Origin of the sequence: Enterobacter ludwigii (assembly GCF_001750725.1) — a bacterium.
Lineage (GTDB): Bacteria > Pseudomonadota > Gammaproteobacteria > Enterobacterales > Enterobacteriaceae > Enterobacter > Enterobacter ludwigii.
Window position 1 is genome coordinate 3,195,774 of record NZ_CP017279.1, and the last position, 12,316, is coordinate 3,208,089.

The following is a 12,316-nucleotide window of genomic DNA, read 5'->3' on the forward strand; positions in this document are numbered from 1 at the left end:
CTTACTCCTGATTCACGCGATTAAGCTTGCCCACAGCGGCAGCCATCAGAACTTCCTGGGTGGCCTGCTCGCGAGTGAATTCACCACCGAGATGCCCTTCGTGCATGACGATAATGCGATCGCTCATGCCTAATACTTCTGGCATCTCGGAAGAGACCAGAATGATGCTCAGGCCGTCGGCCTTGAACTGGTTAATCAGCTGATAGATCTCTTTCTTGGCCCCAACGTCCACGCCGCGGGTTGGCTCATCAAGGATCAGCACTTTCGGACGCGTCATCAGACCGCGTGCAATGGCCACTTTCTGCTGATTCCCACCGGACAACAGGCCAATCGCCTGCTCCATCGACGGCGTTTTAACGTTGAAGAGACGGATAAAATCGCTGACCGCCTGCTGTTCATCTTTGTGCTTCAGGCTGCCACCGCTGCGGCTGAAATAGCGCAGGGCAGTAAGCGACATGTTCTCTTTTACCGACATCCCCAGCACTAAGCCGTCACGCTTGCGGTCTTCGGAGATATAGACGATGCCGTTTGCCAGGCCATCCTGTGGAGAGCGAGTCACCACCTCATGACCGTCGAGCGTGACATAACCGCTGGTACGCGGCAGTGCGCCATAGAGCACTTTCATCAGCTCGGTACGGCCTGCCCCCATTAACCCCGCCACGCCAAGGATCTCCCCCTGGCGCAGGGTAAAGGTGACATCGTTCACGCCCGGGCCACAGAGGTTGTCCACCTTAAGGCGGATCTCACCCGGTGCTTTGTCCAGATGCGGATACTGGTCTTCGAGCTTACGTCCCACCATCATTTCGATAAGGGTATCTTCGGTCAGCGTGGCGACTTCGCGCTCGGCAATGAATTGCCCGTCGCGGAAGACCGTTACGTCGTCGCAGATCTCGAAAATCTCTTTCATACGGTGAGAGATATAGACAATCCCGCGTCCCTGCGATTTCAGCTCGCGGATAACGCGGAATAAAGATTCGGTTTCGGTGTCGGTCAGCGCGTCCGTCGGTTCATCCATAATGATGACCTTCGACTCAAAGCTCAGCACCTTCGCGATTTCAACCATTTGCTGATCGCCAATGGAGAGGTCGCCCACCAGACGGTCGCTCTTGAAGCGCAGGTTTAGCTTCGCCAGCAGTTTATCCGCTTCGGCATACATCGTTTTCCAGTCGATTTTGCCAAACCGGTTAACGAACTCACGTCCGAGGAAGATGTTTTCCGCAATGCTGAGCTGCGGGATCAGGTTCAGCTCCTGGTGGATAATACCGATCCCCGCATCCTGGGAGGATTTCGGGCCGTTGAACGTGGTCTCTTTACCCAGCCACAGCAGCGAGCCGGCATCGCGTTGATAGATACCGGTCAGCACTTTCATCATGGTGGATTTGCCGGCCCCGTTTTCGCCTACCAGCGCCATTACGCGTCCGGGATAAACGTTCAGTGCCGCGCCAGAGAGGGCTTTTACGCCCGGGAACGCTTTATCGATCCCTTTCAGTTGCAGTAATGCGTCCATGATGGCCTCAGAAGGTGACGCCAGCACAGAGAATGATATTCGCATACGGGGAACACTCCCCGCTGCGAATCACCGCCTGACTGTCTGCGGTTTGTTGTTTGAATTGCTCGTGCGTTGTGTAACGAATTTCTATGGTGTTTCCCTGGTGTTGTTGCAGTTGCTCAATGTGGCTGAGCAACGTTTCGTGGAGTTGCGGATTATGGTGTTTAATTTCCGTCGCGAGAATGGCCGCCTCAACCTGCATCTCCGCCGTCACCACGTCCAGTACCTGCATAAACGAGGGCACGCCCTGCGTTAACGCCATATCAATACGGGTGGTGCTGCGCGGAACCGGTAAGCCTGCATCGCAAACCACCAGCGTATCGGTATGCCCAAGACGGGAAATAACCGATGAGATTTCTGCGTTAAGAATGGTGCCTTTCTTCATTTTCTTGCTCCACTAGCGAAACGTTTCGCTGAAATCAGTTTAGTCTTAACGGTGTTCAGAAAACCACCATGACATAACAGATTTGTGATCGGCGTCGAAACGTTTCGCTACGTGAAATGAGAAGGCGATAAATGCAAAAACGGTAACCCTTTGGTTACCGCTTTTTTAGGGTTGCACCCTCTCCATCCAGGAGAGGGCTTCAGGCCACTCGAGGACCTAGATTTCGACCTGCGTTCCCAGCTCAATCACACGGTTAGGCGGGATCTCAAACTGGTCAGGCGCGCGAAGGGCGTTACGCTGCAGGATAAGGTACAACTTGCCGCGCAGACGCAAATACCAGGGGCGCTTGCCGATAATCAGCGACTCGTGGGACATAAAGAACGAGGTCTCCATCATGCGACAGCTCAGACCTTCCAGACCGCAGCGATGGAACACCTCTTCGACGTTTGGTGTCTCACGCCAGCCGTAGCTTGCCACGACGCGCCAGAAGGTCGGCGACAGTTGCTCGATTTGCACGCGGCGGACATTGTGGACGTACGGGGCATCTTCGGTGCGCAGGGTCAGCAGGATCACGCGCTCGTGCAGCACTTTGTTGTGCTTGAGGTTATGCATCAGCGCAAACGGGATAACGTTCAGCGCACGCGACATATACACCGCGGTGCCCGGCACGCGTACCGGCGGCGATTTCTCCAGCGAGGCAATCATAGCCTCCAGGGAGTTACCGTGCTCATGCATACGGCGCAGAAGGCGGAAACGTTCGCTTTTCCACGTGGTCATGACAATGAACATCACCAGACCGAGCGTCAGCGGCAGCCAGCCACCGGAGACAATCTTGTCGAGGTTGGCGGAGAACAGCGGCACGTCAATGCACAGGAAGCCGACCAGAATCATCATCACGAGGAATTTGTTCCAGTGCCAGTTTCGGTACGCTACCGTGGTGGAGAGCAGCGAGGTCAGTACCATCGTACCGGTTACCGCAATACCGTACGCCGCCGCCAGGTTGCTGGAGTGCTCGAAGCTGACGATGACAATCACCACGGCGAAATAGAGCAGCCAGTTGATGAACGGAATGTAAATCTGGCCCGACTCCATCTCGGAGGTATGGATAATGCGCATAGGCGAGAGATACCCCAGACGCACAGCCTGACGCGTCAGAGAGAACACGCCTGAAATTACCGCCTGCGAGGCAATAACGGTCGCCAGCGTCGCCAGAATCAGCATGGGCACCAGCGCCCAGTCCGGAGCCAGCAGGAAGAATGGGTTCTTAATCGCCTCCGGGTTTTGCAGCAGCAGCGCACCCTGACCGAAATAGTTCAGCACCAGCGACGGCAGGACCACTAAAAACCACGCCACGCGGATAGGCAGTTTCCCGAAGTGCCCCATATCGGCATACAGCGCCTCAACACCGGTGATGGAGAGCACGACGGCACCGAGCGCGACGAAGGAAACCACTTTGTATTCCAGGAAGAAATGCACGGCCCAGTAAGGGTTCAGCGCATGCAGCACGTCCGGGTTAGCAATAATGCTGCGTAAACCGAGTGCCGCCAGGACCAGGAACCAGGCCAGCATAATCGGAGCGAACAGCTTGCCCACCAGCCCGGTGCCGTGCTTCTGGATGATGAACAACAGCGTCAGGACAAGGATCGCCAGCGGAACAACCCATGAATCAAGCTGTGGCGCGATAATCTCCAGCCCCTCTATCGCCGAGAGAACCGAAATCGCGGGCGTAATGACGACTTCCCCATAGAAGAAGCTGCCGCCAATCAGGCCGATAATGACCAGCACCGACGTCATTCTGGCGGAGGTATTCCGCCCGGCAAGGGACATCAGAGTCAGGATCCCCCCTTCACCGGCGTTATCTGCACGCATAACGAAGGAGAGGTATTTCACTGAAACCACCAGGATCAGCAGCCAGAAGATGAGGGACAGGAAGCCAAAGACGGCATCGCGCTCAACACCAAAACCAAACTGACCGGACAGACATTCACGAAGCGTATAAAGCGGGCTGGTGCCGATATCACCGTAGACAACCCCGATCGCCGCAAGCGTTATTGCGGGTAATGATTGCTTATTATCAGTGCTCATAGACTAGTCTTTTCGTTTAAATAACAAATGTGTGCTTAGTCCCTTGGCCCACAAAAAGCGCACAGTATGCACGATTCAATGCAAAATCGTACCCCTAAATGCAACCGCATTAATGTAGCGCAAAGAAAATAGCGCCGCACTTCAGTCTATTACCAGCCCTGACTGAAACGTCTATACTCGCTTCAATTGGCCGCCACGACGGCGAAAGGATGCAAAACTATTATGGCTCACTCACATTTAATAGCAGAAAGAATTTCCCGCCTCAGCGGCGCGCTGGAAAAAGGCCTTTTCGAGCGTAGCCACGCCATTCGCCTCTGTTTACTGGCGGCGTTGAGCGGTGAAAGCGTCTTTCTGCTTGGTCCTCCGGGCATCGCCAAAAGCCTGATTGCCCGCCGGCTGAAATTTGCCTTTCAGAACGCCCGCGCTTTCGAATACCTGATGACCCGCTTTTCCACCCCAGAAGAAGTTTTCGGCCCGCTTTCCATTCAGGCGCTGAAAGATGAGGGGCGCTATCAGCGCCTGACTGAGGGGTATCTTCCGGAAGCGGAAATTGTTTTTCTTGATGAGATCTGGAAAGCGGGGCCGGCTATTCTGAACACCCTGCTCACGGCGATAAACGAACGCCGATTCCGCAACGGTGCCAGCGAAGAGAAAATCCCGATGCGCCTTCTGGTGGCGGCCTCTAACGAACTCCCGGAAGCCGACAGCAGCCTTGAAGCGCTGTATGACCGCATGCTGATCCGCCTGTGGCTCGACAAAGTGCAGGATAAATCCAACTTCCGCTCGATGCTGGTCAGCCAGCAGGATGAGAATGAAAACCCGGTCCCCGCTTCGCTGCAGGTCACGGATGAGGAGTATTACCAGTGGCAGGAGGATATCGGCAAAATCACACTGCCGGATTCGGTGTTTGAGCTGATCTATCTGCTGCGCCAGCAGCTCGATTTACTGCCTTCTGCGCCGTATGTCTCCGACCGTCGCTGGAAAAAAGCGATCCGCCTGCTGCAGGCCAGCGCCCTGTTCAGCGGCCGCGATGCCGTTGCGCCAATCGATCTGATCCTTTTAAAAGATTGTCTCTGGCACGACGCGGAAGGCATGAACCTGATGCAGCAGCAGCTTGACGTATTGATGACCGGACACGCCTGGGGCCAGCAGTCGATGCTCAACCAGCTCGGGGCGATTGCCCAACGGCGTATTCAGCTGCAGCAACAACAAAGCGACAAAACAGCGCTGAAAGTAAACCGCCTTGGCGGTATGTTCGCCCGCAAAGCGCATTATGAGCTGCCGTCCGAACTGACCAGTACAACGCTGACGCTCCTGCTTCAGCAGCCCCTTAAGCTGCATGACATGCAGGTGGTCCATATCACCGTGGAGCGAGAGCCACTGGCTCAGTGGCTTGATAAGGGCGGGGAGATCCGCGGCAAACTCAACGGCATCGGTTTTGCCCAGCCGCTGACGCTGGAAGTGGACAGCAGCCAGCATCTGGTGATCCGCGACGTCAGCCTGCAGGGATCGCGTCTTGCGCTTCCGGGAACCGCCTCTGACAGCGTGCCGGAAGAGATTAAACGCCAGCTTGAAGCGCTGGATACGGAATGGCACCAGCAACATACGCGCTTCAGCGAGCAGCAAAAATGCCTCTTTATTCATAGCGACTGGTTAGGTCGCATCGAAGCCAGCCTGCAGGATGTCAGCGCGCAGATCAAACAGGCTCGTCAATGCTAACGCTGGATACGCTTAACGTCATGCTGGCCGTCAGCGAAGAGGGGTTGATCGAAGAGGTGGTCATCACCCTTCTGGCCTCCCCGCAGCTGGCGGCTTTTTTTGAAAAATTCCCGCGGCTCAAAAAGGCGATGACCGACGATCTCCCGCGCTGGCGCGAAAACCTGCGTCAGCGGTTCAAAGAGACCGAAGTCCCCCCTGAATTAACTGACGAGGTGGCCTGCTATCAGCAGTGCCAGCGGCTCTCTACGTCACAGTTTATCGCCCAGCTCCCGCAAACCCTGACGTTACTCGACACGGTACACTCTCCGTTTGCCAGCCAGGCGCGAGCGCTGGTCACGGATAACGCCACGTTTACCCCCGCGCTACACACCCTCTTTTTACAACGCTGGCGCCTCAGCCTGGTGGTGCAGGCCACAACGTTGAACCAGCAGTTGCTGGATGAGGAGCGTGAACAGCTGCTTAGCGAAGTGCAGGAACGCATGACCTTAAGCGGTCAACTGGAGCAGGTGCTGGTGGAAAATGAAAACGCCGCCGGGCGTCTTTGGGATATGAGCGCCGGTCAGCTGCGGCGCGGAGATTACCAGCTCATCGTCAAGTACGGCGATTTTCTGGCACAGCAGCCAGAGCTGATGAAGCTTGCCGAACAGCTGGGTCGTTCACGGGAGGCCAAATCGGTCCCAAAGAAAGATGCCCCAATGGAGACCTTCCGCACCCTGGTCCGTGAACCGGCCACCGTGCCTGAGCAGGTGGATGGGCTCCAGCAAAGCGACGATATTTTGCGCCTGCTGCCCACGGAGTTGAGTACGCTGGGGATGACCGAGCTTGAGTACGAGTTTTATCGCCGGCTGGTGGAAAAACAGCTTCTGACCTACCGGTTGCATGGCGAAGCCTGGCGTGAAAAGCTCAGCCAGCGCCCGGTCATCCATCAGGATTTTGACGAACAGCCGCGCGGGCCTTTTATTGTGTGCGTGGATACGTCCGGCTCGATGGGGGGGTTTAACGAACAGTGCGCGAAAGCGTTCTGCCTGGCTCTGATGCGCGTGGCGCTCGCCGATCGACGTCGCTGCTTCATCATGCTCTTTTCCAGCGAAGTTGTGGGGTATGAACTGACCCATCAGCAGGGTATTGAGCAGGCGATCCGCTTTTTAAGCCAGCGCTTTCGTGGCGGTACCGATCTGGCCAGCTGTTTTCGAAGCATCGTTGAGCGGATGCAGGGCGGAGACTGGTATGACGCTGACGCCGTGGTCATCTCCGATTTTATTGCCCAGCGGCTACCGGATGACGTGGTGAATAAAGTGAAGGAGATACAGCGAGTGCACCAGCACCGTTTCCATGCTGTGGCGATGTCTGCCCATGGAAAGCCCGGCATCATGCGCATCTTCGATCATATCTGGCGCTTTGATACCGGGTTACGTAGCCGCCTGCTAAGACGCTGGCAGCGCTAATTACAGAAGAGATTCAACGCGATCGCGTACCTGTTGTGGCCAGACACCGCACTGCACCTGACCAATATGTGGCAGCTGCAACAGCAGCATGGTCAGACGGGACTGGCCAATACCACCGCCAATGGTCTGCGGCATCTCTCCGCGCAGCAGCGCCTGGTGCCACTCCAGCGTGAGGCGATCTTCATCCCCGGTCAGTGCCAGCTGACGCTTCAGGGCGTCAGCATCCACGCGGATCCCCATTGAAGAGAGCTCGAACGCATCTTCCAGCACCGGGTTCCAGACCAGAATATCGCCGTTCAGACCGGCGCGTTCGCCTTCACCCGTCGTGCTCCAGTCATCATAATCCGGCGCACGCACATCATGGCGTTTACCGTCAGACAATTTGCCGCCAATCCCGATCAGGAACACAGCACCCAATTCTTTGGCGATCGCACGCTCACGGCCTTTGGCATCCAGATCGGGATAACGGCTCAGCAGTTCCTGGCTGTGGACAAAGTGGATCGATTCCGGCAGGAACGGTGCCAGACCAAACTCTTTGCTCACTGCCGCTTCGGTCGCTTTGATCCCGGCGTAGATCGCCTCAACGGTGGATTTCAGCGTACCGACGTGACGCTCGCCATCGCCCATGACGCGCTCCCAGTCCCATTGATCGACGTAGACAGAGTGCATTGGCGTAAGACGGTCTTCATCGGGGCGAAGGGCTTTCATGTGCGTGTAAAGCCCTTCGCCCGCGCTGAAGTCGTGTTGTCCCAGGGTTTGACGTTTCCACTTCGCAAGGGAATGCACCACTTCGAACTGGGCGTCTGGCAGTGTTTTCACTTTCACCTGTACCGCTTTTTCGCATCCAGAAAGGTTGTCCTGCGTCCCGTCACCCACGCGGCTGAGAATGGGCGCCTGGACTTCGATCAGACCAAGCTTGTCTTCCAGCTGACGTGAAAAATGGGATTTAACGAAGCTGATCTGGCGTTGTTTTGCGATGTAAGCGGTTTTCATTATTTATACTCCTGCGTCCTGTTGATAGAGATTAAGCAACAGAAATGGCCTGTTATTCAATAACCCATCAACAAAAAGCCACCTTCACTTTTGATTCATTAAAATAAGGCGCTAGAATAGAGAGATTCATTAATGTTCATAAGAAAAAGCTATGGAAAATTATCAGATCGATAATCTGGACCGCGGCATCCTGGAGGCCTTAATGGCCAATGCACGTACTGCCTACGCGGAACTGGCGAAACAGTTTGGCGTCAGTCCGGGCACAATCCACGTTCGCGTGGAAAAGATGAAACAGGCGGGGATCATTACTGGCGCACGTATCGACGTCAGCCCTAAGCAGCTGGGTTATGACGTCTGCTGCTTTATTGGCATTATTCTCAAAAGCGCCAAAGACTATCCGTCAGCCCTGGCGAAGCTCAACGCGCTTGAAGAAGTCACGGAGGCGTACTACACCACCGGGCACTACAGTATCTTTATAAAGGTGATGTGCCGCTCCATTGATGCCCTCCAGCAGGTACTTATCAACAAGATCCAAACAATTGATGAAATTCAGTCCACTGAAACATTGATCTCCCTGCAGAACCCGATCATGCGTACCATCCGCCCCTGATCGGGCAAATTCATTCCCACATTTTCCACAGGTAGATCCCAGCTCGTTCACAGCGTACAATGAGCCCCTCTTTATTTGAGCGAGCGATCAATGGCAGACATTACCCTTATCAGTGGCAGCACCCTGGGCGGCGCGGAATACGTTGCGGAACATCTGGCTGAGAAGCTGGAAGACGCGGGCTTTTCCACCGAAACACTGCACGGCCCGTTGCTTGACGATCTCCCGACTGATGGGGTCTGGCTACTGATCACCTCGACGCACGGCGCAGGCGATCTGCCGGATAATCTGCAACCTTTATATGACGAACTGCTGGAACAGCAGCCTGACCTGTCAAACGTCCGTTTTGGCGCGGTGGGTATCGGCAGTCGTGAATATGACACCTTTTGCGGTGCAATAGAGAAAGTCGAAGCCGCTGTGACTGCCTGTGGGGCAAAACAGCTAGGTGAAACACTAAAGATCAACATCCTCGATCATGACATTCCGGAAGATCCAGCGGAGATCTGGCTGGGTGAATGGAAAAATTTACTCAAAAACGATTAAAGATCGCGCGAACAGATGTGGATAACTCTGGTTAAAAGCTCGTATTAAGCGGTAGTTATCCAAGTTATAACTCTGAGGCTGTTTTGGCCCTGTGTATAAAGTCGCGATCTGATCCCAGCTTATACTGGCCAGGATCACCGATCATTCACAGCAAACGATCCTTTCTAACTGCATGATCTTCATCGTGAGATCGGGCTTATCCACAGAGGTACTCGATCCTAATAAGAGATCACAATAGAACAGATCTCTAAATAAAAAGATCTTCTTTTTAATAGCCCAGGATCCCAATGCTTTCTCGAAAGACTAAAGTTGAGTAGAATCCACGGCCCGGGCTTCAATCCATTTTCATACCGCTTTACGCGAGGCAGACCACCATGTTTTATCAGGATCCTTTTGACGTCATCATCATTGGCGGGGGTCATGCAGGCACTGAGGCCGCAATGGCCGCAGCGCGAATGGGTCAGCAGACCCTGCTTTTGACACACAATATCGACACGCTGGGACAAATGTCCTGTAATCCGGCGATTGGCGGCATTGGGAAAGGACACCTGGTAAAAGAAGTGGATGCACTTGGCGGCCTGATGGCGAAAGCGATCGATCATGCCGGCATCCAGTTTAGGATACTAAACGCAAGCAAAGGTCCCGCTGTGCGCGCCACCCGTGCTCAGGCAGACCGCGTGCTTTACCGTCAGGCGGTACGTACTGCCCTGGAGAATCAGCCAAACCTGATGATCTTCCAGCAGGCGGTAGAAGATCTTATCGTTGAAAACGATCGCGTTGTGGGTGCCGTAACCCAGATGGGCCTCAAGTTCCGCGCGAAAGCCGTCGTACTGACTGTCGGGACCTTCCTGGATGGCAAAATCCATATCGGTCTGGATAACTACAGCGGTGGCCGTGCTGGCGATCCGCCGTCCATTCCGCTGTCTCGTCGTCTGCGTGAACTTCCGCTGCGCGTCAGTCGCCTGAAAACAGGCACGCCACCGCGTATTGATGCGCGCACCATTGATTTCAGCGTGCTGGCACAACAGCACGGTGATAACCCCATGCCGGTGTTCTCGTTCATGGGCAATGCGGCTCAACATCCGCAGCAGGTACCGTGCTACATCACGCATACCAACGAAAAAACCCATGACGTGATCCGCAATAACCTCGACCGCAGCCCAATGTACGCTGGCGTGATCGAAGGGATCGGCCCGCGTTACTGTCCATCGATCGAAGACAAGGTGATGCGCTTTGCCGATCGTAACCAGCACCAGATCTTCCTGGAGCCGGAAGGACTGACGTCAAATGAAATTTACCCGAACGGCATCTCCACCAGCCTGCCGTTCGATGTGCAGATGCAAATTGTTCGCTCAATGCAGGGTATGGAGAACGCGAAAATCGTTCGTCCTGGCTACGCTATTGAGTACGATTTCTTCGATCCGCGTGACCTGAAGCCAACCCTGGAGAGCAAATTCATCCACGGTCTGTTCTTCGCCGGCCAGATTAACGGCACGACCGGTTACGAAGAAGCTGCCGCTCAGGGTCTGCTTGCCGGTCTGAACGCAGCACGCTTCTCTGCGGAGAAAGAGGGCTGGGCACCTGCGCGTTCTCAGGCTTATCTGGGCGTGCTGGTCGACGATCTCTGCACCCTGGGTACGAAAGAACCGTACCGTATGTTTACCTCTCGCGCGGAATATCGCCTGATGCTGCGCGAAGATAACGCCGACCTGCGTCTGACCGAAGTGGGTCGTGAACTGGGTCTGGTAGATGACGAACGCTGGGCGCGCTTCAACGAAAAACTGGAACGTATTGAGCAGGAACGTCAGCGCCTGAAAACCACCTGGGTGAATCCCCAGGCGGAAACCGCTGCAGAAGTGAATGCTCACTTAACTGCGCCGCTTTCGCGCGAAGCCAGCGGCGAAGACTTGCTGCGTCGCCCTGAAGTGACCTACGAGAACCTGGTGAAACTGACCGCGTTCGCGCCTGGCCTTGACGACGCTGAAGCGGCTGAACAGGTTGAGATCCAGGTCAAATACGAAGGTTACATCGCGCGTCAGCAGGATGAGATTGAAAAACAGCAGCGCAACGAAAATACGCTGCTGCCGGAAATGCTGGACTACCGTCAGGTGACGGGGCTTTCCAATGAAGTGATCGCCAAGCTGAACGATCACAAGCCTGTGTCGATCGGTCAGGCGTCCCGTATCTCCGGTGTCACACCTGCCGCGATTTCGATTCTGCTGGTGTGGCTGAAAAAGCAAGGTATGCTGCGCCGTAGCGCATAATATCCAGTGCTTTTGGCGGGTGGCGCTTCGCTACCCGCCCTGCTAATTCGTAGGCCCGGTAAGCGCCACCGGGCAATTTATGTCTAAACAGGTACCCACTGTGCTCAATAAACTCTCTCGTCTGCTGGAACAGGCAGGTATTTCGCTCACCGATCACCAGAAAACTCAGCTGGTGGCCTATGTCGATATGCTGAACAAATGGAATAAAGCGTACAACCTGACGTCTGTTCGCGACCCCAACGAGATGCTGGTTCGTCATATCCTCGATAGCATCGTGGTTGCGCCGTATCTTAAAGGGGAGCGCTTTATCGATGTGGGCACAGGCCCTGGCCTGCCGGGGATCCCGCTGTCGATTGTCCGCCCTGAGAGCCATTTCACGCTGCTGGACAGCCTTGGCAAACGCGTCCGTTTTTTACGTCAGGTCCAGCATGAGCTGAAGCTGGAGAACATCGCCCCTGTACAGAGCAGGGTAGAGGCGTTCCCCGCGGAGCCACCGTTTGACGGTGTTATCAGCCGCGCGTTTGCGTCGCTCAATGATATGGTGAGCTGGTGTAAGCACTTGCCTGCACAAAATGGCCGCTTTTATGCCCTGAAAGGGCAGTTGCCGGGCGATGAAATTGAACAGCTTCCGGAGGGTTTTGCTGTCGAATCCGTTGAGAAATTAAACATTCCTCAGCTTGAGGGTGAACGCCATCTGGTGATAATTAAGCCAAACAATTTTTAAAT

Annotated in this window: 10 protein-coding genes; 6 read left to right on the forward strand and 4 right to left on the reverse strand. The window is 55.0% G+C overall.

The window, feature by feature from the left end:
• Position 1: 1 nt before the first annotated feature.
• The 3 genes from rbsA to kup form a co-directional block, all read right to left on the reverse strand.
• Positions 2–1,507 (reverse strand): ribose ABC transporter ATP-binding protein RbsA, encoded by a 1,506-nt coding sequence (gene rbsA / locus BH714_RS15025; RefSeq protein WP_020882771.1) that lies wholly within the window; start codon positions 1,505–1,507, stop codon positions 2–4.
• 7 nt (positions 1,508–1,514) lie between these two features.
• Positions 1,515–1,934, reverse strand: coding sequence for a D-ribose pyranase (gene rbsD / locus BH714_RS15030; RefSeq protein WP_040018315.1), 420 nt, complete (start codon positions 1,932–1,934; stop codon positions 1,515–1,517).
• A 216-nt stretch (positions 1,935–2,150) separates the two neighbouring features.
• The gene (gene kup / locus BH714_RS15035; RefSeq protein ID WP_014172271.1) at positions 2,151–4,019 is read right to left on the reverse strand and encodes a low affinity potassium transporter Kup; all 1,869 of its coding nucleotides are present in this window, start codon (positions 4,017–4,019) and stop codon (positions 2,151–2,153) included.
• 222 nt (positions 4,020–4,241) lie between these two features.
• Between kup and ravA the strand changes: the two genes are divergently transcribed.
• The gene (gene ravA / locus BH714_RS15040) at positions 4,242–5,738 is read left to right on the forward strand and encodes an ATPase RavA (RefSeq protein ID WP_025202724.1); all 1,497 of its coding nucleotides are present in this window, start codon (positions 4,242–4,244) and stop codon (positions 5,736–5,738) included.
• Positions 5,732–7,183: an ATPase RavA stimulator ViaA gene (viaA, locus tag BH714_RS15045; RefSeq protein ID WP_040018316.1), complete on the forward strand. Its 1,452-nt coding sequence runs from the start codon at positions 5,732–5,734 to the stop codon at positions 7,181–7,183. The genes ravA and viaA overlap by 7 nt, the downstream gene beginning before the upstream one ends.
• Here the strand turns inward: viaA and asnA are convergent, their stop codons facing one another.
• A complete protein-coding gene (gene asnA / locus BH714_RS15050; RefSeq protein ID WP_020882768.1) occupies positions 7,184–8,176 on the reverse strand; it encodes an aspartate--ammonia ligase in 993 nt (330 codons plus the stop codon).
• Positions 8,177–8,327: 151 nt separating this feature from the next.
• Between asnA and asnC the strand changes: the two genes are divergently transcribed.
• The 4 genes from asnC (at position 8,328) to rsmG (ending at position 12,314) form a co-directional block, all read left to right on the forward strand.
• Entirely contained in the window at positions 8,328–8,786 is a 459-nt protein-coding gene (asnC, locus tag BH714_RS15055; RefSeq protein WP_014172275.1) for a transcriptional regulator AsnC, read from the forward strand.
• A gap of 90 nt (positions 8,787–8,876) precedes the next feature.
• Positions 8,877–9,326: an FMN-binding protein MioC gene (gene mioC, locus BH714_RS15060; RefSeq protein WP_020882767.1), complete on the forward strand. Its 450-nt coding sequence runs from the start codon at positions 8,877–8,879 to the stop codon at positions 9,324–9,326.
• Between the two features lie 374 nt (positions 9,327–9,700).
• Positions 9,701–11,590: a tRNA uridine-5-carboxymethylaminomethyl(34) synthesis enzyme MnmG gene (gene mnmG, locus BH714_RS15065; protein ID WP_020882766.1), complete on the forward strand. Its 1,890-nt coding sequence runs from the start codon at positions 9,701–9,703 to the stop codon at positions 11,588–11,590.
• 100 nt (positions 11,591–11,690) lie between these two features.
• On the forward strand, positions 11,691–12,314 hold the full coding sequence (gene rsmG / locus BH714_RS15070; RefSeq protein ID WP_020882765.1) for a 16S rRNA (guanine(527)-N(7))-methyltransferase RsmG: 624 nt from the start codon (positions 11,691–11,693) through the stop codon (positions 12,312–12,314).
• Positions 12,315–12,316 lie beyond the last annotated feature (2 nt).

Excerpts from the sequence above, each read along its gene's own strand:
- mnmG (WP_020882766.1), top strand. The coding sequence starts at position 9,701 with ATGTTTTATCAGGATCCTTTTGACGTCATCATCATTGGCGGGGGTCAT.
- rbsD (WP_040018315.1), bottom strand. The coding sequence starts at position 1,934 with ATGAAGAAAGGCACCATTCTTAACGCAGAAATCTCATCGGTTATTTCC.
- viaA (WP_040018316.1), top strand. The coding sequence starts at position 5,732 with ATGCTAACGCTGGATACGCTTAACGTCATGCTGGCCGTCAGCGAAGAG.
- asnA (WP_020882768.1), bottom strand. The coding sequence starts at position 8,176 with ATGAAAACCGCTTACATCGCAAAACAACGCCAGATCAGCTTCGTTAAA.
- kup (WP_014172271.1), bottom strand. The coding sequence starts at position 4,019 with ATGAGCACTGATAATAAGCAATCATTACCCGCAATAACGCTTGCGGCG.
- ravA (WP_025202724.1), top strand. The coding sequence starts at position 4,242 with ATGGCTCACTCACATTTAATAGCAGAAAGAATTTCCCGCCTCAGCGGC.
- asnC (WP_014172275.1), top strand. The coding sequence starts at position 8,328 with ATGGAAAATTATCAGATCGATAATCTGGACCGCGGCATCCTGGAGGCC.
- mioC (WP_020882767.1), top strand. The coding sequence starts at position 8,877 with ATGGCAGACATTACCCTTATCAGTGGCAGCACCCTGGGCGGCGCGGAA.
- rbsA (WP_020882771.1), bottom strand. The coding sequence starts at position 1,507 with ATGGACGCATTACTGCAACTGAAAGGGATCGATAAAGCGTTCCCGGGC.